Annotated in this window: 24 protein-coding genes; 9 read left to right on the top strand and 15 right to left on the bottom strand. The window is 65.2% G+C overall.

The features are described from left to right. Nucleotides 1–288: 288 nt before the first annotated feature. The 6 genes from EDF69_RS18800 to EDF69_RS19750 are packed head-to-tail and all read right to left on the bottom strand — an operon-like array spanning nt 289 to nt 5,662. Entirely contained in the window at nt 289–1,413 is a 1,125-nt protein-coding gene (locus EDF69_RS18800; protein ID WP_132884461.1) for an ABC transporter permease, read from the bottom strand. Continuing rightward, nucleotides 1,410–2,543, bottom strand: a complete 1,134-nt coding sequence (locus EDF69_RS18795) for an ABC transporter permease (RefSeq protein WP_132884462.1) — start codon at nt 2,541–2,543, stop codon at nt 1,410–1,412. The genes EDF69_RS18800 and EDF69_RS18795 overlap by 4 nt, the downstream gene beginning before the upstream one ends. Then, nucleotides 2,540–3,544: an HlyD family secretion protein gene (locus EDF69_RS18790; protein WP_339539020.1), complete on the bottom strand. Its 1,005-nt coding sequence runs from the start codon at nt 3,542–3,544 to the stop codon at nt 2,540–2,542. Before EDF69_RS18790 ends, EDF69_RS18795 begins: the two co-directional genes overlap by 4 nt. Next, a complete protein-coding gene (locus EDF69_RS18785) occupies nt 3,541–5,037 on the bottom strand; it encodes a TolC family protein (RefSeq protein WP_239556283.1) in 1,497 nt (498 codons plus the stop codon). Before EDF69_RS18785 ends, EDF69_RS18790 begins: the two co-directional genes overlap by 4 nt. Then, nucleotides 5,034–5,450 carry an acyl-CoA thioesterase gene (locus EDF69_RS18780; RefSeq protein WP_132884463.1) on the bottom strand — a complete coding sequence of 139 codons (417 nt, stop codon included), beginning with the start codon at nt 5,448–5,450 and terminating at the stop codon, nt 5,034–5,036. The genes EDF69_RS18785 and EDF69_RS18780 overlap by 4 nt, the downstream gene beginning before the upstream one ends. A gap of 53 nt (nt 5,451–5,503) precedes the next feature. Continuing rightward, nucleotides 5,504–5,662 (bottom strand): hypothetical protein, encoded by a 159-nt coding sequence (locus EDF69_RS19750; protein ID WP_239556280.1) that lies wholly within the window; start codon nt 5,660–5,662, stop codon nt 5,504–5,506. Here EDF69_RS19750 and EDF69_RS18775 point away from each other — a divergent pair. Next, nucleotides 5,594–6,145: a hypothetical protein gene (locus EDF69_RS18775; RefSeq protein ID WP_425336700.1), complete on the top strand. Its 552-nt coding sequence runs from the start codon at nt 5,594–5,596 to the stop codon at nt 6,143–6,145. The genes EDF69_RS19750 and EDF69_RS18775 overlap by 69 nt on opposite strands. A gap of 124 nt (nt 6,146–6,269) precedes the next feature. Here the strand turns inward: EDF69_RS18775 and EDF69_RS18770 are convergent, their stop codons facing one another. Next, the gene (locus EDF69_RS18770; protein WP_165890084.1) at nt 6,270–6,923 is read right to left on the bottom strand and encodes a recombinase family protein; all 654 of its coding nucleotides are present in this window, start codon (nt 6,921–6,923) and stop codon (nt 6,270–6,272) included. A 249-nt stretch (nt 6,924–7,172) separates the two neighbouring features. On the opposite strand from EDF69_RS18770, the gene EDF69_RS18765 reads away from it, so the two are divergent. From EDF69_RS18765 to EDF69_RS18740, 6 genes are all read left to right on the top strand, one after another. Next, entirely contained in the window at nt 7,173–7,421 is a 249-nt protein-coding gene (locus EDF69_RS18765) for an AbrB/MazE/SpoVT family DNA-binding domain-containing protein (protein ID WP_046408754.1), read from the top strand. After that, a complete protein-coding gene (locus EDF69_RS18760) occupies nt 7,414–7,809 on the top strand; it encodes a type II toxin-antitoxin system VapC family toxin (RefSeq protein WP_046408755.1) in 396 nt (131 codons plus the stop codon). Before EDF69_RS18765 ends, EDF69_RS18760 begins: the two co-directional genes overlap by 8 nt. Nucleotides 7,810–7,860: 51 nt before the next feature. Continuing rightward, a complete protein-coding gene (locus tag EDF69_RS18755) occupies nt 7,861–9,255 on the top strand; it encodes a toll/interleukin-1 receptor domain-containing protein (RefSeq protein WP_132884465.1) in 1,395 nt (464 codons plus the stop codon). Nucleotides 9,256–9,382: 127 nt separating this feature from the next. Continuing rightward, on the top strand, nt 9,383–10,786 hold the full coding sequence (locus tag EDF69_RS18750; RefSeq protein WP_204991470.1) for a hypothetical protein: 1,404 nt from the start codon (nt 9,383–9,385) through the stop codon (nt 10,784–10,786). A 230-nt stretch (nt 10,787–11,016) separates the two neighbouring features. After that, on the top strand, nt 11,017–12,018 hold the full coding sequence (locus EDF69_RS18745) for a site-specific integrase (RefSeq protein ID WP_100239917.1): 1,002 nt from the start codon (nt 11,017–11,019) through the stop codon (nt 12,016–12,018). Continuing rightward, complete coding sequence (locus EDF69_RS18740; protein WP_237364580.1) at nt 12,015–12,698, top strand: Fic family protein; 684 nt, start codon at nt 12,015–12,017, stop codon at nt 12,696–12,698. Before EDF69_RS18745 ends, EDF69_RS18740 begins: the two co-directional genes overlap by 4 nt. Nucleotides 12,699–12,721: 23 nt before the next feature. Here the strand turns inward: EDF69_RS18740 and EDF69_RS18735 are convergent, their stop codons facing one another. From EDF69_RS18735 to EDF69_RS18715, 5 genes are all read right to left on the bottom strand, one after another. Then, nucleotides 12,722–13,285, bottom strand: a complete 564-nt coding sequence (locus EDF69_RS18735) for an RES family NAD+ phosphorylase (protein ID WP_237364581.1) — start codon at nt 13,283–13,285, stop codon at nt 12,722–12,724. A gap of 30 nt (nt 13,286–13,315) precedes the next feature. Further along, nucleotides 13,316–13,897, bottom strand: a complete 582-nt coding sequence (locus EDF69_RS18730; RefSeq protein ID WP_132884467.1) for a hypothetical protein — start codon at nt 13,895–13,897, stop codon at nt 13,316–13,318. Nucleotides 13,898–14,029: 132 nt separating this feature from the next. Further along, nucleotides 14,030–14,956 carry a nucleotidyl transferase AbiEii/AbiGii toxin family protein gene (locus EDF69_RS18725; protein WP_100239920.1) on the bottom strand — a complete coding sequence of 309 codons (927 nt, stop codon included), beginning with the start codon at nt 14,954–14,956 and terminating at the stop codon, nt 14,030–14,032. Next, the gene (locus EDF69_RS18720) at nt 14,946–15,482 is read right to left on the bottom strand and encodes a type IV toxin-antitoxin system AbiEi family antitoxin domain-containing protein (protein ID WP_274611284.1); all 537 of its coding nucleotides are present in this window, start codon (nt 15,480–15,482) and stop codon (nt 14,946–14,948) included. The genes EDF69_RS18725 and EDF69_RS18720 overlap by 11 nt, the downstream gene beginning before the upstream one ends. Next, nucleotides 15,425–18,322, bottom strand: coding sequence for a Tn3 family transposase (locus EDF69_RS18715; protein ID WP_132884621.1), 2,898 nt, complete (start codon nt 18,320–18,322; stop codon nt 15,425–15,427). Before EDF69_RS18715 ends, EDF69_RS18720 begins: the two co-directional genes overlap by 58 nt. Nucleotides 18,323–18,417: 95 nt before the next feature. Between EDF69_RS18715 and EDF69_RS18710 the strand changes: the two genes are divergently transcribed. Together EDF69_RS18710 and EDF69_RS18705 are read left to right on the top strand one after the other, a co-directional pair. Beyond that, complete coding sequence (locus EDF69_RS18710; RefSeq protein ID WP_004213007.1) at nt 18,418–19,047, top strand: recombinase family protein; 630 nt, start codon at nt 18,418–18,420, stop codon at nt 19,045–19,047. Further along, a complete protein-coding gene (locus EDF69_RS18705) occupies nt 19,044–19,601 on the top strand; it encodes a hypothetical protein (protein WP_004213004.1) in 558 nt (185 codons plus the stop codon). The genes EDF69_RS18710 and EDF69_RS18705 overlap by 4 nt, the downstream gene beginning before the upstream one ends. 403 nt (nt 19,602–20,004) lie before the next feature. Here EDF69_RS18705 and EDF69_RS18700 read toward each other — a convergent pair whose 3' ends face one another. The 3 genes from EDF69_RS18700 to kdpC are packed head-to-tail and all read right to left on the bottom strand — an operon-like array spanning nt 20,005 to nt 23,914. Further along, the gene (locus EDF69_RS18700) at nt 20,005–20,649 is read right to left on the bottom strand and encodes a response regulator transcription factor (RefSeq protein ID WP_132883625.1); all 645 of its coding nucleotides are present in this window, start codon (nt 20,647–20,649) and stop codon (nt 20,005–20,007) included. Next, nucleotides 20,649–23,339 (bottom strand): DUF4118 domain-containing protein, encoded by a 2,691-nt coding sequence (locus EDF69_RS18695; RefSeq protein ID WP_132883626.1) that lies wholly within the window; start codon nt 23,337–23,339, stop codon nt 20,649–20,651. Before EDF69_RS18695 ends, EDF69_RS18700 begins: the two co-directional genes overlap by 1 nt. Then, entirely contained in the window at nt 23,339–23,914 is a 576-nt protein-coding gene (gene kdpC / locus EDF69_RS18690) for a potassium-transporting ATPase subunit KdpC (RefSeq protein ID WP_132883627.1), read from the bottom strand. The genes EDF69_RS18695 and kdpC overlap by 1 nt, the downstream gene beginning before the upstream one ends. Nucleotides 23,915–23,922 lie beyond the last annotated feature (8 nt).

Below are 23,922 nucleotides of genomic sequence, written 5' to 3'. Positions count from 1 at the left end.
CTCTCGCGCCGACTGTACCGTTTGGGGGTGTGGAACGGGAGAGCGGTTCCAACAATCCAACATCGTGCTGGCCGCTGCATCACATCTATCGTTTTGTAGCTGAGAGCCGACACGTAGGCCGTCAGCGCCCTCTATCTGAGGTTCCCCAGGCCGAGATGCGGCCCTTGGCTTTCCAGTGCTCTCGACACGAGCAGTGGCTGCCCGGATATGGTAGCCGCGCGCCGCCGTAGTCATGAAGAACTGTGGAGACGCTGGCCGCAGCGGTCGATCGGCCATCATGTCCTCCCGTCAAGCATTGGCGCCAGACGTCCCGACCCTCGCGCCGAAGCCGACGAGGCGTGAATACGCTAGCATGGCATAGCCAATGGCGAGGCTTGCAAGGGTCAGGGCCGGGATCGTGACCTCGCCCAGGCTCGCATGCATCTGGTTCAACGGGACGAACGTGTGGACGCCGGCGGTGGACGGGATCAAGTGAGAGAGAGCGGCGATGAAGCGCGGCATCTGATCGAGCGGATAGGCGGTCCCGGTAAGGAAGAAGAACGGCACCGAGGTCGGTGCCAGGATGTAGGTCGCCCGTTCGGCGCAATCGAACACGCTACCGACGAGCAGCCCCAGGGCAGCAACCGCCGTGGCGAAGAGAGGGACCATCACCATCATGCCGGCAATGTTGCCATCGACGGGCACAGCCTGGAGCCAGAAGATGAACCCGAACAGGAAATAGCATCCCAGGATGCCCACCGACGTGAACGCCGCCAGCGTTCCCCAGAACTCCGCGACACCCATCCGCCATGCGCCCGAGCGGCGTCGTCCGCCCATGAAGGTAGCGGCGCCGAAGAGCAGCGTTTGTTGAACGATGATCACCGCCACCGCCGGAAAGACATAGCCCTTGTAACCACCTGTCCGATTGAACAACGGTTCGGTGGTGACCGCGACGGGCAGCCCGCTGCGACTGAGTTGGTTCCCGGAGATCAGCCGTGACGTGGCGATGTTCTGGATGACAGCCGTTACTGCTTCGCCGATGGTGCTGGCGCGCAGGAGGTAGGTTGCATTGACCCACAAGGCGACGCCGGAGCCGGGCGTTCCGGTGCGAAGCTGACGCTCCAGATCATCGGAGATGAGGATGATCCCGTCAGCCTTGCCGGTTCGCATGATCTGCCTGGCCGTGGTCACGTTCGGGACGACCTCGGCAACCCGGATGGCGCGCGTGGCGTCCAGGTCGACGATCATCGCTCGACTGAGGGCGCTGTCATCCTGGTCAACCACGACGACGGGCAGCTTCTGGGCAGCTTCGTGCGCGTAGGGCGCAGGATAGTAGAATGCGTAGAGGACGACGGCGAGCAGCGTCGTGCTGAGCAGCGTGCGCGACGTCAGAATGGTGCGCCACGTCGTGAGGAAGGCGGAATCGAAGCTCATGCCCCGCGCGACCTCGCCATGATCAGAGCGACCGATCCGGCCCAGGCGATGACGACATAGGCTGCCAGCGTCATGGCCGGAGCGACCATTGCCGCAACCGACTGGCCATTGACCTCACCCATCTGGAGAGCGACATAATGGGTCAGCGGCAGCACGTTGCTCCAGATGTGGGCAAAGGCGTTGGCGCCGTTCAGCGGCAACGTCGCGCCCGAATAGGCAAGCGCCGAACCGGCATAGACGGCGCTCGCCGACAGAGCGGTCGCGGTTTCGCGTGTCACCGCGACGAGCAGGGCCGCAATCGCCGCGGTCGCCGCGTAGAACAGCGTCTGCCCGAATGCGATCAGCGGCACGCTTCCCTCGATGCGCCATCCGCGCGCCAGAGTGAGATAAAGGAGCCAGACGACCCCCCACAGGCTGACGGCGGCGACATAGGGCAGCATCTTGCCCGCCAGAGCCGGCGCAACCCTGCCGCTGGCTGATGCCCAGTCGGACAGCGACCCGTCCCGCAACTCGCGGCCGATCGCCATCGCACAGACGCAGGCGGCCACGAGGTGGAGAACCGCCGGGAAGATCAGCAGGCCCAGGAACCATTCGAAACTGGACGGCGCGTTGCCGAGCGGCGTCGCCTCGACGGCGAGCCGACGGACACGGCTGGCCGGCACGGCATGGTTCATGAGTTGGTTCGCGGCAATCTCCGGGATGGCCTCGCGGACTGCTTCGGCGGCGGCACGGGACACCTGTCCACCGGCGCTCAGGAAGCTGCCGTTGTACAGGATGCGGATGACCGGTTCGCGATGACGCGCGACGCTCTCGCCAAGACCAGCGGGAATATGCACGAAACCCATGACGTTGCCCGCGCGGACCGCACGAACGGCCTCGACCTCGCCCGGATAGAGCGCCGTGAGATGAACGAGCGGTGATGCGTCGAGCGCGCGGATGATGGCCCGGCTAGCGGTGCTGCCGTCACTATCCACAACGGCCAGCGGCAGCTGACGCATCGGCCCCTGCCAAAAAATGGCGGCGACGATGAAGATCAGGATGCCGGGCACCAGCGTCAGCCCCGCCAAGTCCCAGTGGTCGTGACGCAGATGACGCAGCTCAAGCGTGAGAGCCTGCCGGAACGCGCTCATTGCGGCCAGTCGAACAGGACGCTCATTCCCGGGCGCAACTTTGCAATCGGCGTAACCGGATGCAGCCGGACCTCGAAGGTGCGCACGTCATAGCCTGATGCCTCGCGCGTCGCGCGCCAGGTCGCAAAGTCCCCCCTTGGCGCGATGAGGTAGACCTTGAAGTCGGCATCGCGCCCCAGCGCTGGAATATGGCCGTGCAGTATCGTGCCGACACTGAGGCCGCGATAGTGATCCTCCCGCAGGTTGAGCGCGATCCACGGGTGGTCGATGTCGATGACCTGATAGGCCGGGATGACGGGACTGACGACCTCGCCGGGCTGGACCAGCTTGCGCGCCACCTCGCCGGCGATCGGTGAGACCAGCCGCGTTTCCTGCTCAAGTGCCGTGGCGGTTCGCAGCCCGGCCTCGGCGATCCGGACCTGAGCGTTGACGGCCTGCTTGTTCTGCGGACGCGCGCCTGCCAACGCCTTCAGATACTGCTGGCGGGCGGCTTCGGCATTGCGCGCGCTGCTGTCTCGCGCCGCAGCCGCCTCGTCCCGGCGTTGGGCAGCGACCACGCCTTCGGCGTAGAGGTTGGCGGTGCGACGGCTCGTGACGGCAGCAAGATCCGCTGCCGCCTGAGCGGCCTGCCATGTCGAACGCAGCGTCGCGACATCCTCGGTCCGCGCGCCCTCATTGGTTTCAGACGCGACCGCGCGCGCGGCGTCGAGAGCGCCCTGCGCCTGCGCCTGGCTGCCGGCGATCTCCGGGCTGGACAGGGTGGCAAGCAGCGTGCCCGCTTGCACGCGCTGGCCTTCCTCCGCAATCAGACGCTCGACGCGCGCCAGCGCCTTGGTGCCGACATTGACCTCGTCCGCATCGACCATACCCTGCAGCTGCTCAGGTGCCGGACGGCTCGCCAGCCAGAGGCCCGCCGCGACGACGGCGACGACGACCATAGCGACGAGGATCGCGATCGGTCGCGCGCGTCGCTTCGTCCGGGTGGCTGATCCCTCGCTCACTTATCATCCCCCAGACGTCTATCGGCGCGGGCCAGATAGGTGGTGAAGTCGTCAACGCGGTGACTGGCCGCGAGCAACCCGGCGAGGGCCAGATCATATTCATAGGCTGCCGCGATCCGCTGGGTCTGCGTGGTCGCAAGCGTGGCCTCGGCATCGACCAGCGAGGAGGATGGCGTCTCGCCCTCTCTGAAGGAGATGCGCTGAACCCTGAGGTTCTCCCGCGCTGCCGCCAGATTGCTGTCGAGCAGCAGAAAGGATCGGCGAGCCGTCTCGACCAGGTTCCAGGCCCGGACGATCTCGCCTGCGACATCCTTGCGCGCCTGGGCTGCCGCATCTGCCGCCGCTCGCTCCCGTTCACGCGCCGCGTCGAGCGACTTCCTGCGGTCAAAGTTGGACAGCAGGGTGTAGCGCAGGGTGACCCCTGCGACCCAGTCCGGTTCCGTGGGCAGCGCATTGTCGCGATTGGCGTTGTAGCTGCCGAACGCGAAGGCTTGCGGGCGGTAGCGCGATTTCGCCAGGCCGACCCCCGCGCTGGCGATGTCACGCGCTGCGTCGGCGCCGCGGGCCCGGGGCGTCGCGTCTATGCCCTCCAGGAATGTGCCGACGGGAGGCAGTGGCTGCGAGTTGACGAACAGCGGCGTCGATGCGCTGACGCCGGCGGGTCGGTCCAGCAACCGCGACAGCGCGTCGGCAGCAGTCGCTTCCTCGAGTTGCGCGCGAATGAAGGCGCGTTCGGCGGCGTCGCGGGCGACCTGGACCTGGAGGACGCGCGCATGGGGAATGACCCCGTTCTGCTCGAGCTTCACGGCATCCGACAGATGCCGATCGAACCCCGCGAGCGTCTCGCGCGTCGACCGGGTTAGCTGGGCGGCCACCTGCTGACCGAAATAGGTGCGGACCAACCCGACGCGAGACAGGTCGCGACCACCCGCCCGCCTGGCGCGGGCCACCTCCACCGCGCCGTCCGCACCCGCCTGGATCGCCGGGATTGCACCGCCCGTGTAGAGCGGCATGGCAGCGGTGATCGCCGGCCGGAAGACGGTGTCGCGTGCCTGATACTGGAGCGTGTCCGGGATCGCGCCGAAGATCGTCGGCAGGGCGGCACCCAACCGCTGGCTCACCTCACCGACCACCTGCTGCAATCCCGCGGGGAACTCGCCGGGCAATTGCGACAGGAAGTTCATCGCGGCGGCTGCGGCATTGTCCTTCGGTCCGGTCAGGTCGAGCGACAAGGTCTTCTGGTACTCGATGACGCTTGCCGACGTGGTGACCACCGGACGGTTCAGGCTTCGGGTGGCCCCGGCGATCAACTCGCTTGCCCGGACGGCATGATCCTCGCCCGACAGCCCAGGCGAGGAGTCATCGATCCGCGCCAGGGCAGCATCGAAGCTCAGTTCCTGCGTGGCCTTCTCGCTTTGGTTCTGGGCATGCGCCGTCGTGGCGCAAAGCAGAGCAGCGATTGGGGCAGTTTGCCATGCAGGGCGACGCATCATGCGGTCGCCTCCGATCCGCTCAAGAACAGATTGCGCGCGCTCCGAGCGAGCCGAACCGGCCGAAGCGAGGTGACATCGACGCTGCACCACACGCTCCTGACCTCGGCCAGCACGGTCTCGCCACGTCGTACCGTGGCATCGAAGAACGCCTTTGCGCCGACGACGCGTTCCAGAAGCATCTGAACGTCGACACGCTCCTCGAGAAAGGCAGGGCAACGATAACTGATCTCGTGCTTCAGGGCGATCCATGCGACCGAGTGCACCAGATCGCCAGGAGCGTTCTGCGTCCAGAAGGCCGTCACCGCGTCCTGGACCCACCGCAGATAGACCGTGTTGTTCACGTGCCCCATGTGATCGATGTCCGAGGCGACCACCTGGAATGTGCAGAAGTGGCCTTTGCCGCCGTCGGGCATCTGATCCGTCCCCCACGGCATCGTTGACAAGGATCAAACCCTAGCGCATATTGTCATTCATGACAATAGGGATGACCTCCCCGCGACGTCGTCGGCGACATCCGGACGAGCGTCGCGCCGAGGCGATCGCTGCAGCCCGGAAGATCCTCGTCGAGGATGGACCCGCCGCGATCACGCTCCAGGCCGTAGCCGCAGCGCTTGGCATGGCGCACGGAAGCATGACCCATCACTTCGGCACCGCCGCCAACCTTCAGGCGGCGGTGGCGGACGTGCTGATCGAGCAGCTGCTGTTCGGCGTGCGAAACGGCACATGTGCGTTGAAGGCCGGGACGATCGACGAGGCAGATCTGGTCGATCTCGTGTTCGATGTGTTCGAGGAAACCGGCGTCGGCAGACTTATCGGTTTCCTCTCGGCCTCTGGCAGTACGCTTCTGCGGCCACTATTCGAGCGATTAGCACGTCTCTCCCGCGAGATCGCGGCCGACCAGCAGGAAGGCTCGGCGTTCACCGAGTCGGAGTTGCCCACCATCATCGAGAGCGTCGTTACGCCGGCGCTGAGCGCCTCCCTGATCGGCGCAGAGCTTCTGCAAGCGCTTGACCTCGAACCATTCCACACCCGCGAACGGGTAGTCCGTCATCTTGCCGCCCAGCGCGCGATCCGGGGTATCGAGTTGAAAGGTTCGTCCAGCGGGTAGCCCCACGTTTCCACCGATGGCAACCGACCTAGTCGCCTTCCCGATCTATCGGAATTCTTCCCATACCGATGATTGCAAGGCCATCAGCAAGGAAGGTTGCGCGATGCGGACAAGCTCGGCTCGTTCACGAGGTCGGCACCGCCAGAGCCTTCCTGGCGCGGTGCAGGGCGGTCACCCGCTTGACGTGGGCAATGCTGCACCCGGCAAGTTCGGCCGTCTTTGCGATGCTCATGCCGGCCTCGCGTAGGCTCACGATGCGGCGATGGTGGGCGAGGTCCGGCTTGCGGCCGGTGTAGCGCCCCGCCCGCCTGGCGATCTCAATCCCCTCGCGTTGCCGCTCGCGCCTGGTCTCGTAATCGTCGCGCGCCGTCTGCAATGCCACGCGCAGCAGCATGTCCTGCACCGCTTCCAGCACAATGCGCGCGACACCCGCGCTGTCGGCCACTAAGTCGCTGAGATCCACGATGCCCGGCACTGCCAGCCGAGCTCCCCGGCCGCGGATCGTCTCAACCAGCAGCTCCGCTTCCGGCAGCGGCAGGCGGCTGATGCGGTCTATCTTCTCCGCCACCACGACCTCGCCCGGCTGCAAATCCGCCACCATTCGCAGCAGCTCCGGACGGTCGGGCCGCGCACCCGACGCCTTCTCCCGGTACACCGCTGCGATGTAGAAGCCGGCCGCCCGCGCGCCGGCCACGATGCTCTCCTGCCGCGTCAGGTCCTGCTCATCCGTGCTCACACGGAGGTACACCCGCGCTGCCCTCACCTCGCTGCCTGCCATCTGCTCCCTACTCCCGCCCGGCGCACTTGGGTATACCCATGTGAGCCACCGCTGCGGCATCCGGCTCGGAATAGCAAGCGCCGATCCTGTCGAGCCTAGCTCAGCTAGTCAGGCCTAAGTAGCTACCACGCGCAGATATGAACGGCCACCAATCACTAAACCCGTTGAAGGGTCCTGCTTTGCGCTATCCGTCAGCGCCGACATCCGGTAAGGTCTGGTGATTGGGTCAGCCAAGCGAGTTCAGTGCAGATGGAAGCACAGAGGGTCAAGATCGTGGATGGTGGCAAGCTCGTGATCCCGGCGGCAATGCGCCGTGAGCTCGGGATCACCACAGGTGACACCGTTCTCGTCGATGTGGACGATGGCGAGTTGCGGGTACGGTCCGTACCGAGAGCGTTAGAGCGGGCTCGCGCGATCCTTCGCAAGTATGTGCCCGAAGGCGTCGGCCTGGCTGACGAGCTGATTGCCGAACGCCGGCGTGAGGCGGAGCGTGAGTAGCAAGGTCGTACTCGACGCCTCCGCCCTGCTCTGCCTTCTGAACGACGAGCCCGGGGCTGATCGGGTAGTCGACGTGCTGACCCGCAGTGTCATCGGAACGGCAAACCTGGCCGAGGTCGTGTCCAAGCTGCGGGAGCGTGGCCTGTCGCTGGACGAGGTGCGTGAGGCGCTCGGCGGGTTGCACCTCGATGTTCGGCCGCTCTCCCCTGCCCAGGCGCTCATCATAGGCGACCTCCGGCCGTCGACGAAGGCACTTGGTCTTTCGCTTGGCGACCGGGCATGCCTTGCTTTGGCGATCGATCTGCAAGCGCAGATGTTCACGACGGACGGCCCGCTGGCGAGCGCGGATGTCGGCATTACCATCACCAACGTGCGCCCTCTGGCGTAGTAGGCCCATATTCGTGCTTTTGGGTACGGTACGCTGCAGACGGGGACACGCATGACAACCGTTCCGACACTGGTGCGCGACACCATTCTGATCACGCACGCCAACCCCGAGGATAACCGGTTCGCGCGGTGGCTCGCAGGTCGCTTGACCACTGCCGGGTACAAGGTCTGGGTCGACGTTCGCGCGCTTCGGGGTGGCGACGATTTCTGGGACAAGATCGAGCACGTGCTGCGGCACGAGGCGATCAAGCAGATCGTCGTCGTGTCCGAGCACATCGGCAAGCAAGGCGTAAAGAAGGAACTCGCCCTCGGCGACGTCATGCGTCGCAAGCTCGGCGATGCGGAATTTATGATTCCGATCCGAATCGCCGACGTGGATTTCGGCGATTTCCCGACGGAGATCCTCCGCCAGAACGCACACAATGCGTTCCCTAACTGGGCTGCCTGCCTTCAGCCCCTGTTCGAAACGCTCGACTCCTCACGTGTGCCAAAGGTCGAGCATCCGGACGCCGAGCAGCTTGCGATGATCGTCGCTGCCCAAGAGGACGGTCGAAAGCTGGTCACTTCAAGTCCCGAGACGCTCTACAGCAACTGGTTCGAACTCCGGGCGAGGCCTGACGTCTGGATCCTGGAGGCGAAGGGAACGACTGCGCAGCTGGAAGCCTGGAGCCAGTTCACACGTGTTCCCCATGTACTGCACGATGGAGGCGCGATCGCCTTCTGCGGACCCGATGCTATCGAGCGTCTCGACAACGGCGCTCCGCCTTTGAAGGCGCGCGCCAGCTTGCCATTCAACGGCGTGATCGACGGTACCTATAGCCGCCACTTCGGTGAGCGTTCCAATGCACGGCGGATCGCCGTCAATTTGATGCGTCAGCACTGGGACCTGGCCATGCATCGTCTCGGGCTACTTCCTGTCGATTTCGCCTCGGGCGCCCGCGGCCGCTTCTTCCCCGACGGACTCATCGACGGAAGAGTGAAGCTGACGCTGAGCGACGGACATCGGGTCGACCGGGTCCTGAGCGGCAAGTTCAAGGATCGGCGCTGGCATCTGTGCCTTGTCGCTCAACCCAAGCTCTGGCCGGATGCTCTCTTCCGGGTCCATGCCAATGTCGCGGTGACGACCGATGGCCGAACCCCGCTCCCGGGTGAACAGCTGCAGCGTATCCGGTTGCGCCTCACGCGGTCTTGGTTCAACGACAAATGGCGCGACATGCTGCTCGCCGCGATGGGGTGGCTTGCCGAAGGTGATCCGACCCTAGACATTGCCGCGTCCGGTGAGCGCCTTGCGGTTGCCAGCCTACCGATGAGCTTCGACTTCCCAGTCAGCTTCGCCGCGGAAGAGGACCGCCGAGTCGAGGAAGACGAATCCGGCCAGATAACCCTGTCAGAGGACTTCGAAACGGCTTTCGACCGGGATGAGATGCCGGAGGAGGCCGACGCATGAGCATTCTCACGCATCGCATCGCCGAACCTTTGCTCGAGTTCGGTCACGGGCAGCAGATGGAAGCGCCAAAGATGGGCTCTTCCTCTTCGGGCCGCTCGAAGGCCCCGATGGCCGCTCCCAGGTGCGCTTGGGCGTCATCGGGACGGAGAGCGGCGTCGGCCTATCCCGCCGCTGGTTAGAGCGGATCAGCCTACATATCCCCGGCAAGGTCGATGCGAAGGGCAAGCCCGTTCTATGGGCACCCGCATGGCCAGGCTTCGAGGCCTGCTTCGGCATCGCGCTGCCAACCCGCGGCATGGTCGAGCTAGCGCTCAAGAGCGGCGACATCGATCATTGCATCAAGAAGAACAATCGCGCCGACGCGGTCCGATCCACGGTGCTGCTGTTCGCCGACGCGATCCGCGCGCACATCCGCGCCGAGGAGCGCCGTCCCGACGTCTGGCTCGTTGTCGTTCCGGACGTCGTCTATCGCTACGGACGTCCCCAGGTAGCACCACCGCCCAGAGACGAGCGCACTCCCTCTGACATCACGAGCTTCAAGGACGCCAAACGCTTCTTCCAGATGGGCGGCGACCTGTTCCCAGACACGGTGCGGGATGCCGAAACCTACCTGTTCTCGAGCAATTTCCACCACCAGTTGAAAGCCGAGTTGCTGCAGGACGGCGTCGTCCTCCAGCTGATCCTCGAAAGCACGCTGGTCGACCGCAACCTCAACATCACCAACGACCGCCGGCGCGGCCTCCAGGACGAGGCCACGGTTGCCTGGAACTTCTGCACCACGCTCTACTTCAAGATGGACGCCAAGCCGTGGGCGCTGGCCCATGTCCGCCCTGGCGTTTGCTACGTCGGACTGGTGTTTAAGAACGACGACACGCCTGCGGCAACGGGCGAGGCCTGTTGCGCCGCGCAGATGTTCCTCAACTCAGGCGACGGTCTCGTATTTCGCGGCGCCCTTGGCCCCTGGTACTCTGACGAGTGCAAGGAATATCACCTGTCGAGGAGCGCGGCGGCGAATTTGATGACCTCGGTGGTCGAGGGCTATAAGCTCAAGCACGGCAAGCCACCGAACCAGCTGTTCATCCATGGCCGTCACCGCTTTTCCCACGATGAGTGGGACGGCTTTTGCAGCGCAGTGCCCACTGAAACACAGCTGGTAGGAGTCAGGATCAAGCAGCTCGATGATGTTCGGCTGTTCCGCCCCTCTGCGTCGACACCGGTCCTGCGCGGCACAGCCCTTACCGTGGGTGACTGGTCAGGTTACCTTTGGGCGCGGGGGTTCGTGCCGCGGCTGGCAGGGTATCAAGGGTTCGAGACACCCAAGCCGCTCACCGTCGACGTGACGCATGGCGAAGGGGACATTGTAGAGGTGCTCGGCGACATCCTTGCGCTCACCAAGGTAAACTATAACGCCTGCGATTTTGCGAGCGCCCTACCCGTGACGCTCAAGTTCGCCGACCGGGTGGGTGAGATCCTGATGGCGTCGCCTCATACCGTTACCGCACCGCCGCTGCCGTTCCGGCACTACATCTGATCCCATGAGCGCCGACTGATGCCGATGGCAGGTCGAGCGTAAGGCGAAGACTCTGACGTCCACCAATTTAGATGCAAATCCGCTATTTCGGGAGCGTGCCGCCGGGCAGATGCCGTCCACCATTTCAGGAAAACCTACACATGGCCATCGCAAGAAGCGCTATGTCCGATAAACGCGATTCTCGGACATAGGAATTGGCTTCGGGAGAGGGCGCCGCTAGGCTTCACGCGATGGCCCGCGACCTGCTTCCGATCTCGACCAACCTGCCGGCCGACCTGCTCGCCGAGATCGAAGGCGCGCGCGATACGCTTGCCACGGCCAAGGCCGGTTCGACCCAGAAAGCCTATGCCTCGGATTGGGAGCGGTTCTGCGACTTCTGCGACGCGCGCAATGTCGAAGCGCTGCCCGCGCACCCCGACATCGTTGCCCTGTTCGCGCATGTCGAGGCCGACGCCGGCATTGCTCCGGTCACGATCGGCCGACGGATCGCAGCGATCAACCATCATCACAAGGAGGCAGGTCTCGCGTCGCCCAGCGCGCGGGACGCCGCCGGCGTCATCGCCCAGATGATGGCAGGCGTGCGCCGCAAATATTCCCGGAAGAAGGACCAGAAGACGCCGGCGGCGGCGGACGTGCTCACCGCCATGCTCGCGACGATCCAGGGCACAGGCCTGCGGGCAAGGCGCGACCGGGCGATTCTCGCGGTCGGCATGGCAGGCGCGTTCCGCCGCTCCGAGATCGCGGCGATGCAACTCCCCGATCTCGCCTTCGAGACGTCCGGCGTGCGGATCACCATCCCCCGCTCGAAAGGCGATCAGGAGGCTGAAGGCCAGGAGATCGCGATCCCCGAGGGCCGCCGCATCCGGCCCGTGGCTCTTCTCACCGACTGGCTTCAGGCTGCCGATCTGCAGGGTCTAGATCCCTCGACCGGCAAGCCGCGGACTGGCCCCGTGTTCCGTCGGCTGACACGGGGTGACGCGCTCACAGTGGACCCGATCACTGACAAGACCGTGGCCCGTCTTGTCAAAGTCTGCGCGTCGACGGCCGGGCTAGATCCGACCCTTTTCTCCGGACATTCGCTGCGCGCGGGGTTCCTGACCGAGGCGGCCGCCAAGCGTGCGAACCTGTTCAAGATGAAGGACCATTCGCGGCACAAGTCGCTCGACACAGTCGCGGGCTATGTCCGCGATGCGGCGATCTTCGACGATCATGCCGGCGAGGAGTTCTTATGACGCCGAGCGGCGTGGCGCCAGAATGGCAGGCCTACGCCATGCCGGACTATGATGCGGCAATGACGCGGGCATGCGCCGAGCTTCAGCAGCGTATCCTCGCCGACCCCACCTATCGGATGTCCATTCTGACCGACCCGCGTGACCTGCATCGAGCCTTGTTTGCCGAGTTCACGCCGTCCGGTTACACCGAATATGCTGGCACCTATCGGGGCACGGTCGGCACCTCGCTCGAGGGACGGCGCATGGGCGCCCCGCAAATTTTCGATCTCAAGAAGAGCTTCGCATTCGAGGAACCTCAGAAGGTCACTGCCGCGCTCGATTTCATGCTTTCCGAGGTTCGGCGCGAACTGGTCCCGGCACGAGCTGCCACGCCTTATGTTCAGCTCCTGACCTTGACCCACCTCTTCTGCTGGTTTGGGAAGATCCACCCCTTTCTCGACGGCAATGGCCACGTCCAGCGGGCCCTGTTCGCCGCGGCGGCGGCCGAGCTGGAAGTTCCGCTCGCCTCGCGATTCGCTATCCATCCGCGCCCGTTCGACCGGCTTCTGGCTTGGCCGCTGGAGAGGTTCACGATCGCCAAGCCTGATCAGCGCGAGCATTTTCTCGCGATGGTCGCCGAATATCTGAGCTCTTGGTTGGCCGGACCATTTGACCGGCCTGCGAGCGGCATCGCGCCGTAAGCGGCCCGGGCAGCTTCGAAGTTTTAGAGTTCGATCAGCGTATAGCCGCGATCGCCGAGCACAGTCCGGGTCCAGTCCTTGGCGATGGCGACACCCTCCGTGTCCAAGGAGATTGCCGCGTCGGCCCGATCGAACAGCGCGATGCAAAGCTCATCGTTGTCGAACCGCGATCGGTACTGGATACCATCGAGGCTGGTGGTGCTGTAGATTTCCGCTGAGATCCGCTGCGGCACCGCATACGCGCCAGGATTATCCACCGGATCGAAGTCGGCCGAGACTCCGGCGGTGGTCGTTCTAAACCAGCCGAGACCCGGTCCGTGGACCTTCGCCAGCCGGATCGGTCGCGTTGCGGAGAAGCTTGCAGCGCGTCTCCTGGCGACCTGATCCCAAAGGACATCCCGGTCCGTCGGCCTCCTCAGCAAGGTCTCCGCAAAGGGGCCGACGAGCGTCTTGCCCAAATAGAGCACACCGAATTTGCCGTCCGGATCGTCCCAACGCCAGGTCGCGTCCTTGCGGCCATACCATTTGGCCGCGACCGTCGCGGCGTGCACGCGATGAAGCACTCGCCCCGTCGCGATCGTCGCCACGGGTATCCCGCCTTTCGCTCCCATATTGCGTCAATCTTCGAGCGTACGGGCGAAACGCACTAGGCGCTCAACTTCCGCATTGCTGCCCTTCAGCAATGCGATCGGGCTCGTTCCGTCGAGCCCCTCATCGCCGCTGACGAGGAACTGCAGGACGGCCCAGCCCGTTGTATTCGGCGTGGCACCGAGAACCTTTGCAATCCCGGGGAGAATCGCATTGCCGTCGAACTGAAATGCCGGGAAGAGTTGTGTCCCGTTATCCTCGACCATCAGCAGTCGGCGATCCTTGACTGCCTTGTAGACGGCCTGGATCGTCTTGTGCCCCAACAGCGTGCGCACCTTCTCCGCCGTCAGCGCGCCGCCTGCGGCGTCGATCATCCGCCGTTTGAAGGCGATGGCGTTCGTAATTCTTTCCGCGGCTTCCGGATTATCCGTTTCGACCGCCGGGATGCCAAGCGCGAGATGGAAGACAAGGCTCGGCACGTCGACGCTGCTTATCGCCGCCGCCTTTGCCGCCGCCGGCATCATCTTGATGATGCGGTCGGTGCTCGCCACAATGCGGTCGTGGAGGATGCGATCCGCATCAACGAAACCGATATTTGCTGGGCGAACCATTCGATCATTCCTGTTGAGTCAGTTTCATATACTCCAAAACCAACACGATTTCAACTCGTGGATGAATTCGAATCTCTCAGCCCGGACCCACGAAGCAATCGGGCGCTCTCCCGCGATGCGCATTACCGCGTGCTATTTCTCGAGAGCTGCTTCCAGCGCGATGAGACCCGCTGCGTGTCGTTCCGGCTGCGCCTTTCGAAATTTGCGGATGTTTACCAACTTGAATTGAGGAGCGGGCAGCTCTCGAAGCGCTGGCAATGGGAAGGCGTCCCATTCCGGGTCTCCGGCCTCAAAACTCTCTAAGAACCTCCGATCATCAGCGCCGAGGGACCTATGGATCGCCGCCACGAGGCGACCGAACGTATGAACATGATCCTCATAGGCGAACGGCTCGAAGGGCATGCCTTCGAATTGGGCCTTGAACGCTCCGCTCTGGTCCTTTCGGCTCGGGCTGATCAGTTCAGCGATCGGGCGCCCGTGGCTTACAAGCGCCGCGACGAAACCGTGACGAACCTCATCGACGACGCCCTCTACGTCCAGCAGACGCTTCACGTCGAACAGATCGCGCGGATGTTGCCGGTCCAGCGCGGCACAAATCTTGCCGCCAAAGAGCTCGCCGTGCGAGAGACAGCGCGCTTCGACGAAAGCCTCAAATCTCTCCTGCACACGGTCGGAGCAGGGAAGATCGCGGAGAGGAAGGAGATGGCCGCGCAGGGTGGGATTCACTTCGACCTTGATCTGGGTCTTGCCGCGCTGACAGTTGAGCTTGACCTCCATACCTTCTTGGCCCTGGCGTGTCTGGGTCACGCGGGTTGGCGGGAGGCGGCGTTCGATTTCTACCTTGATCCGGGCAAGCGCCTCGCCGATCGCCTGCAGAGAGGCCGCCCGGTCTTGGAGGGGAAGGTAGGTTAGATCGATATCGACCGAGAGCCGCGGGAGGTCCCACTCGAACAGGTTGATCGCCGTGCCGCCTTTCAATGCGAAGGCCGGCTCCGCCATGACCAAAGGCAGGACGTCCAACAGCAGGCGAACCTGGTCACGATATTGGTCAGTTGCCACTCGACACAAGCTCCCTGGGGAGGAGCAGTCTGTATTTCGGGACGTACCGCCCCATTTTCGCAAGGCTGCGATCGCCGGAGCCCAGATCTATCTGGTCCACCTTCACGTGCCGCATGACCGGTAGGTCCGCCCGTTCCGCAAGGTAGAGGAACAGCCGCCGGACCTTCACCGATGTGCAGGCCTCGAGCAGGGACTGCATGAGCTTGGGGCGAAGCGACGTCATGCCCTCCACGATCTGGCAGGCCTCGACGAGATCGAATTCCTTTGGCGCGAGATGCAGCAGCTCCAGTATCGCCCGCTCGGGCGTAGCGGCTGTCAATGGATAGCCTTCCGGGGTTCGGTGCTCGGTGAGCCCGATATCGTTCGGCAGGAGCTTGGTTTGCATATGACGGACCTCCCCCCCCCAATGCTTCTGAAACCATGCCGGCAGAACCAGGGGTCGGTTCCGGCTGAGGGCGGAATGACACCCTAAGCGCCGGCGTCCTTGGGCCAAAGGTACTCGCCAGTGAGGAGGATGTGTGCCCATCCGAGCGGCGAAATATGGGCGAGAAGATGGTCGGGGGTATCGAGCCCTTCGCGGCGCCGGGCCTCAACGGCATGGCCAAGGTGCAGGGTGTTCCAGTAGACGATGATGGCGGTGAGCAGGTTGAGGCCGGCGATCCGGTAATGCTGACCCTCCGTCGTGCGGTCGCGGATTTCGCCCTGACGGCCGATGCGCAGGGCATTTTTCAGCGCATGATGTGCCTCGCCTTTGTTGAGGCCGACCTGTGCACGGCGCTGCATGCCGACGTCGAGTATCCATTCGATGATGAACAGCGTCCGCTCGATCCGGCCCACCTCGCGCAGCGCGGAGGCAAGATCGTTCTGGCGCGGATAGGAGGCGAGCTTGCGCAAGATGCTGCTCGGCGCGACCTGTCCAGCGCTCATGGTGGCGGCGCAGCGGAACAGATCGGGCCAGTTGGAAACGATCAGCGCCTCACGCGCCTTGCCGCCCACCAGCGGGCGCAATTCGCTCGGCGTCGCGGCAGGGTCGAACACGTACAGTCGTTTGGATGGGAGGTCGCGGATGCGCAGTACAAGGCGGCAGCCGAGCATCGCGCTGATCCCGAACAGATGATCGGTGAACCCGCCAGTGTCGGCGTACTGCTCTTCGATCCGTCGCCCTGCCTCATTCATCGTCAGCCCGTCGAGTAGATAAGGTGCTTCGCTGACCGTGGCTGGAATGGTCCGCGATGCAAACGGCGCGAAGCGGTCGTTGACGTGGGTATAGGCCTTGATGCCGGGATCGTTGCCGTAGCGGGCGTTGATCGTATTCATCGCTTCGCCCTGCCGTGCGGCGGGGAAGAACTGGCCATCGGCCGATGCGGATCTGCCCATACCCCAGACCTGGGCCATCGGCAGCGCCCCTTGCGCCGCGACCACGTTGGCCAGCGCCTGGTCGATCGCCTCGCTTTCGACGTGCCAGCGAGCGAGACGGGAGAGTTGCCAATAGTCGTGAGTGTTGGAAGCCTCTGCCATCTTACGCAGACCCAAATTCAGGCCCTCGGCAAGCAGGACGTTGAGCAGGCCGATTCGGTCGCCGCATGGCACGCCGGTGCGCAGATGCGTGAAGGCATCAGTGAAACCCAGCGCGGTATCGACTTCGAGCAGCAGATCGGTGATGCGGACGGGCGGCAGCCGGCGATACAGATCAAGCACCAGATCCTCGATCCCATCCGGCGCGTCAGCGGTGAGCCGATCAATGCGCAGCGTGCCGTCCTCGATGCTGCCTTTCGGAATTGTACCGCTGCGCACGGCGCGACCGAGCCGGGCAAGGCCATCAGCGAGACGCACTTTGCGGTCAGCCAGCCAGACATGCGGGTCGGACGGGACCGCCAGCTTCGCGGCATGCGCGACCGCCATCGGCACGAGGACGTGGCGCAGGTCACCATATCGATGCGAGCGGTCGAGCCATATGTCGCCCGAGCGCAGCGCGTCGCGCAGGTGAAACATGACCGCGACTTCCCGGAGGCGGGCATCATCATCGCCCTTCGCCCGCAACTGTCGCCGCCATTTGGAATGCGGGCGCAAGAAATCGTCGGCCGCCGGAACTGCGCCCTTGGTAGCGATGACGGTAGCCGCGTCCAGCAAAGGCCGTGCAACCGCCGCAGCTTTGAGGTCGAGGCATCGCAGCATGCGCGGGGCATACCGACGGAAGCGGTGATACCCCTGATCAACATAGGCCAGCGGATCATCGCCCAAGGTGTCCGTCAACGTCTTGGCCGTAGCGACGAGGCTGGTGAGCCGTTCCCATCCCGCCCCGCCCGCGACCGCATCTTCCAGCGACGCGCCGTCGCCATGCGCTTCGAGCAATGATTGACCGAGTGCAGTGAAGCCGTTCAAAGTCGCAGTGGTAGCGCCTCTGGTTTCTACGACCCGCGCGTCATGCAGTTGCTTCGCGTCGCGCCAGGTGCGGCCAACGATCCGGTCATGTGTTTCGATCACCGCATCCGCAGTCGCCGTGGCCCATTCAATGACGCAGACCGCCATGATAGCGCGGCGCCGATCGGCGCCGAGGTCGCGCAGGCCATCGGCGAAGTAGCGCTCGCCCTGCCGGCGTAGCCGGGCGACGCGATGCGGTGGAACACCGGCAAGTATACCATCATTGAGGTTCATCGCGCGCAGGAACTCGAGCCGGTCGAGCAGCCGGTTCGCCGCGGCGGAGTTGTTGCCCGGCTCAATCCGGCGCAGCCAGATGAAGCGGCTGATCGCCCCCGGCAGCATCTCGGTAGTCAGTCGGTCGAGCCCATCACAGGCGACGGGATCGAGACGGGCCGCGATCCGCTTCTCGATCCGACGTTCGGCGGCGACGAGCGCGTCCGCGCACAAACGCTCGATTGTCGTGATCGCCGGCAGGATGGTCATGGTTTCACGGCAGCGGGCAATGAAGCGCCGGGCAAGGTCGTCGTTTGAGCGTGCCTGCTCGGCTTCGGCGAGAAGCCAATCGCGGAAAGCCCTGGCATACGGTCCCCGTCCGGGGAACATTCTGTATCCGTAGATACGGCGCAGCGCCTCCATGTGCTGGTGGCGGGTTTGGCGTCGAACGGCATAGGCCGCGAGCGTCTCGCCAGCGATGCCAAGCTGGGCGCCTAGAAAGGCAGATACAGTGTGTGGGATCAGTTCGCCGGGAGCAAGGGTCCGGCCTGGATATCGCAGCGCGCACAACTGCAGGGCGAACCCGATGCGGTTCTCCGGTCGGCGACGCCGGTCGATATGAATCAGGTCATCGTCTGCCAGAAGATAATGGCGCAGCAGCGCCGCTTCGTCAGTCGGTAGGTCGAGTAGGGCCGAACGCTGTCGGGCGCTGAGGATATGGCGTCTCGGCATGCACGGCTTGTCCCCATTGAACAGAAGTCTGTTTTGGACAACACTGACCCCACGCAAATCAAGGCTTTTCGAGGCCTAATTCCAGAAGGGTTCAATTGGGACAGCGCGCCGCCATCTACGCCAGGGTTTCGACAGCCGACCAGTCGTGCGAACGGCAGCTCCGCGACCTGGCCGGCTTTGCCGAGCGTGGCGGCTATGAAGTGGTCGAGGTCTTCCGCGAAACCGCGTCGGGCATGAAGGCAAACCGTTCGGCGCGGGCTGAGGTGATGAAGCTGGCGCAGGCACGCCATATCGATGCGATCCTCGTTACCGAACTCAGTCGCTGGGGGCGTTCGACCCAGGACCTGCTCGATACACTCAACCGGCTGTCGGGCTGGCGCGTGTCGGTGGTCGCGATGAGCGGCATGACGTTCGAGGTCGATACGCCGCATGGGCGGATGATGGCGACGATGCTCGCAGGTATAGCCCAGTTTGAGCGCGACATGCTGAGCGAGCGGGTCCGCTCTGGCCTTGCTGCAGCGCGGGCACGTGGCCGCAAACTCGGCCGGCAACTGGGGGAGCGACCCAAGTCGGACCGCCTCGCGCCCAAAGTGTTGGCGCATATCGCCGAGGGGCGGAGCTATCGCTGGATCGCTCGCGACCTGGGACTCAGCAAGAACACGGTCGCCGGGATCGTGGCTCGCGCACGGGGTAACGTGAGCCCTGATGTCACGGTGACGACATGACCGGGGCGTCTGGACGGCTGCGTCCCGATCCCCGGCGCAAGGCGCGGTTTCGCGAAATCGCCCGAGGCATTGTCGCCAAGGATCGCTACAATCGGAAGTACGGGATCGCCGTCGACACTGCTGGCGCCATCGCGCAGGCGCTAGAGCGCGCGTACCGCGATGGAGTCCGGGACGACCCGGCCGCAGCCGTTCAAGCGCCCGAACAGGATGATGCCGGCCCGCTGGAATGGGCGTTGATCCCACCACGACCGCGAGATGCCTTCTGGAGTATCTGCCTATACACCCTGGGCCGCGATACCGATCTCCCACGTGACGGCCATCTCGCTCCGGCTATTACCGAACGCGGAACGCCCGGATGGACACTCGTGGCAGGAGGGTACACCCCTGACAGGGTGATCAGCGATAGGAGCATTGGCCCGCTTGTCCGCCTCGGCCTTATCGCGCTCGCAGTCGATTTACCGGTTCGCATGATCGTAACCGCACAGGGGAAGGAAACATGGGCTCTCTTCTGCCAGCGCGGTGGGATGTACCCTGAGGATCTCACTGACATTTGATCCATTTGATCGACATCCATCCGGCGGAATGGTGAAGGGCAGCATCCGCCCCGTTGCAGACGTTCCCAATGGTCGTCATCCCGGCGCATGCCGGGACCGTGGGCTGTCTTTAGAAGCAGCCTCACGTCCGGGCGCCCTGGCGATAGCTATCGCCTCAAGACTTGCCCACGGTCCCGGCATGCGCCGGGATGACGGATGACCGCGCCCCACCCCAAATCAGCCGTCACCCTGAACTTGTTTCAGGGTCCATCAATCCGAAAGCCCAGTTTATGATCGGCCAACCGAGATGGCGGCACGAGCCACCACGCTCCGGCACCAATCGCCCGATGGATCCTGAAACAAGTTCAGGATGACGCAAGGCGGGGGCGCGATGTCCGCTCCCCACCCCTTCTTGCCGTTTCGCTTAGGGTGTCATTTCGCCCTCAGCCGGAACCGACCCCTTCTGGCGGAGATTGCGGATCACGATCCTCAGATATTCCACCCTGGGATCCTCTTCCCCGCTCCAGGCGGCGGCGATGATGCGCTCGTGCGTGACGACCCTGCCGATGTGACGGGCGAGCACCGCCAGCACGTCGTGCTCCTTGCGGGTCAGATGCAGTTCCTCGCCGGCCCTGCAGACGAGGCGCCGGTCGAGGTCGATGGTGATGTCTCCGCGGCGCACCAGTTTGGGCGTCGCACCGGAGCCGCCGTGATGGCGCAGCGCGACACGCAGCCGGGCAAGCAACTCGTCCGTGTCGAAGGGCTTGGTCACATAGTCGTCGGCGCCAAGGTCCAGCGCCGCCACCTTCTCTTCCGTCGCTTCGCGTGCAGACACCACCAGGATCACGCCCTTCGCCTGTTTGCGCAGCATCGGGATCAGGGTGAGACCGTCGCGGTCGGGCAGTCCCAGGTCGAGGAGGATCGCATCCGGCTCGTGTGCGCTCGCCTGCACCAGAGCCTCGCGTCCGTTCATCGCTTCCGCCACGGTATAGCCCGCGCGCTCCAGCGTGTTGCGCAGCAGGCGGCGGATGGCGACTTCGTCGTCCACGATCAGGATTCTGGCAGCCATCAGGAGATGCTTTCCTGCGCGACGTCGCGCACGATGAGGGAAGGTGGGAAGAGGATCGCAAAGGCGGCGCCGCTGCCGTCTTCCCGGTTGCCCGCCTCGACGCCCAACCCCATCGCTTCGGCAAATGCCTTGACGATGGCGAGGCCGAGGCCGGTGCCCCCGGTCGCACGATCCGAGCCCTCGAGCCGGCGGAAGGTCTCGAACACCTCGGTCTCACGGCCTGGCGGCAGCCCGGGTCCGTGGTCCAGCACGGCGAGCCGAAGCTGGCCATAGCGATGCCGGCCCTCGATGACGATCTCGGTGCCGGGGTCGCCATAGCGGCCTGCGTTGTCGAGCAGGTTCAGCAGGCAATGGTGGAGCAGTTGCGGGTCGGCGCGCACGAGCGGCAGATCGGGAGGGACGTCAAGGCGCACCGGATGGCCCTCCAGCGCCCGGCGCGCGTCGTGCGCGGCGCCGGCCACGGCATCGCTCAGATCCACCGCCTCGACGCTGAGCTTCAGCGCGCCCGCCTCCACGCGGGTCATGTCGAGGAGATTGGCGACGAAGCGGTTGAGCCGTGACGCCTCGCTCTTGATGGTGCCGATCAGCTCCGGGGTGGCGCCATGGTCGAGGGCGTCGGCGGCGGCGAGCACGGCCGTAAGCGGCGTGCGCAGGTCGTGGCTGACCGACGACAGCAGCGCCGCGCGCAGCCGGTCGCGGGTGCGGACCGCATCCACGTCGCGGATCTCCGCCTGAAGGCGCAGCCGCTCGATCACGAGCGCAGCCTGATTCACAAGGCTGGTGAGGAGCGGGAGCTGATCGGCACGGACCGGCTCGCTCCCGTTCTCGCGCGCGAGGCCCAACACCGCGAGCGTGCCTGCGCCCGACTTCAGCGGCTGGAACAGCCATTCGGATGCCGCGAGCGTCCCCGACCCCTTCCCCGCGGCTCCGCCCGTGTCAAACGCCCAGTTGGCGGCAGCCAGGTCCATGGTGTCGAGGCGATAGTCGGGGTTGGTCGCCGCCAGCACGCCAAGGCCCGCACCAGGGGAAGGCGCCAGCAACACGGCCTGGACGTCGAACAGGCGTCCGACGTCGTTGCAGATCACCCGCGCCGCCTCTGCCTGTTCGCTGACGCCGCTCAACTGGTGGAGGAAGCCCGCAAGCGTGGCGTTGGTGCGTGCGCTTGCCGCCGCAATATCCGCCTGCGCACGCACGCGTGCGGTCAACTGGCTGGTGGCGACGGCGACGCCGAGCAGGACGAAGACCGATACGATGTTCTCCGGATTGTTGACGGTCAGCGTGCCGGTCGGCGGCAGGAAGAAGAAATTGTAGCACAGGCTCGACGCCAGCCCCGCGAACAGGCCGGTGCGAAGACCATAGAGGCTGGCGGCCGCCATGACGGGAAGCAGGTAGAGCAGCGCGACGTTGCCGAGGTTCAGGACGTGGAACAGCGTGCTCGCAAGCGCGGTCACGGCCGCCACACCGAGCAGCGTCAGGCCATAGCCCGCAGGCGATCCCCAGCCGCGACCGCGCGTGCGACCCGCCTGCGTGGGCGCGCTTCCCCCCTGCCCCGGCACCTCTTCCACCGGGAGCACGTGCACCGTCACGCCCGGCGTCCCGCGCACCAGCCGGTCGACCACGGAGCCATAGCGAAGTTCGAACCAGCGCGACCGCTTCGACTTGCCGACGACCAGCTGGGTGGCACGCGCGTCCGCCACGAAGGCCTGGATGCCTTCGAGTGCCGAGGGAGCCGGTACGGTTGCGATCGCACCGCCGAGCTGGGTCGCGAGCGACATGGTCGCGGCGATCCGCTCGTGCTGGGGGTCGCTGAACTGGGCCGCGCGCGGAGTCTCGATGAACAGTGCGGTCCAGGGCGCCTTGAGCGCGTCGGAAAGACGCTTGGCGGCGCGGACCAGGCCATCGGCGCCGGGCAGTTCGCTCACCGCGACCACGATCCGCTCGCTGCCCGCCCAGGTGCCGCCGACGCCGATCGCGCGGACATGCTCCAGCATCTGGGCGTCGACGGCTTGCGCGGCGCGCCGCAGCGCAAGTTCCCGAAGGGCCGAGAGGTTGGACTTGGAGAAGAAGTGGTTCAGCGCACGCGTCGCTTCGTGCGGCAGATAGACCTTGCCTGCTTTCAGCCGCTCGATGAGTTCGTCGGGCGGAATGTCGACGACTTCGACCTCCGCCATCTCCAGGATACGGTCGGGCACCGTTTCCCGCACACGGACGCGAGTGAAGGACGCGACGACGTCGTTCAGGCTCTCTACGTGCTGGATGTTGATGGTGGAGTAGACGTCGATCCCGGCCGCCAGCAGCTCCTCGACATCCTGATAGCGTTTGGGGTGCCGGCTGCCCGGCGCATTGGTGTGGGCGAGCTCGTCGACCAGCGCCAGCCGCGGCGCGCGGGCGAGGACCGCGTCCAGATCCATCTCGTGCAGTGTTCGCCCCTCGTAGGGGACGTCGCGTCGGGGGATCACCTCGTGCCCGCGGACCAGCGCTTCGGTCTCTGCGCGGCCGTGGGTTTCCACCACTGCGACCACCACGTCGACACCATCGCGGCGCCGTGCCGCGCCCTCCGACAGCATCTCGTACGTCTTGCCGACGCCGGGGGCGGCGCCGAGGAAGATCTTCAAACGGCCACGGCCCTCCTGCGCCGCCTGGCGCAGAAGGGCGTCCGGATCCGGTCGGTCGTCCCCGGATAGCGGCATCAGCGCGGAAGGGCGTCCAGCGCGCGGTTGATCGCCAGGACGTTCACGTGCGGGGCGCCGAGCACCGCGCCGCCTTCCGTGCGCTCCCTGACGAGCGCGCGGACGCGCTCGACCGGGAGTCCCCGTACCGCGGCGATCCGAGGCGCCTGGGCCAGTGCCGCCTCGGGCGAGAGATCGGGATCGAGGCCGGAACCGCTGGCAGTCACCAGGTCCGCCGGAAGCGGGCCGGTGACGCCCTCCGCCTGACGCTTGGCGACGTCGGGCTTCACGCGGTCGGTGAGTGCCTGGGCGGCGGGGCCGAGGTTGGAGCCCGAGGACGCGAGGCCGTCATAGCCCTGGCCGGCGGCCGAGGGGCGCGTCTGCAAGTAGCGGTCGGAGGTGAAGGCCTGGCCCACCACGGCCGAGCCGATCACGCGGCCGCTTCCGTCGCGCACCAGGCTGCCATTCGCCTGGAAGGGAAAAAGTGCCTGGCCGATACCCGTCATCGCCAGAGGATAGAGGATCCCGAGCAGGATCGCGAACAGGATCGTCAGGACGATCGCAGGCCGCAGCGAAGTGGAAAGGTCGTTGCCCATGCGAGATG

Origin of the sequence: Sphingomonas sp. JUb134, assembly GCF_004341505.2 — a bacterium.
In the GTDB taxonomy this organism is placed as follows: Bacteria; Pseudomonadota; Alphaproteobacteria; order Sphingomonadales; family Sphingomonadaceae; genus Sphingomonas.
Note: the sequence above shows the minus strand (reverse complement) of the source record. Positions and strands in the feature narration are given on the sequence as shown.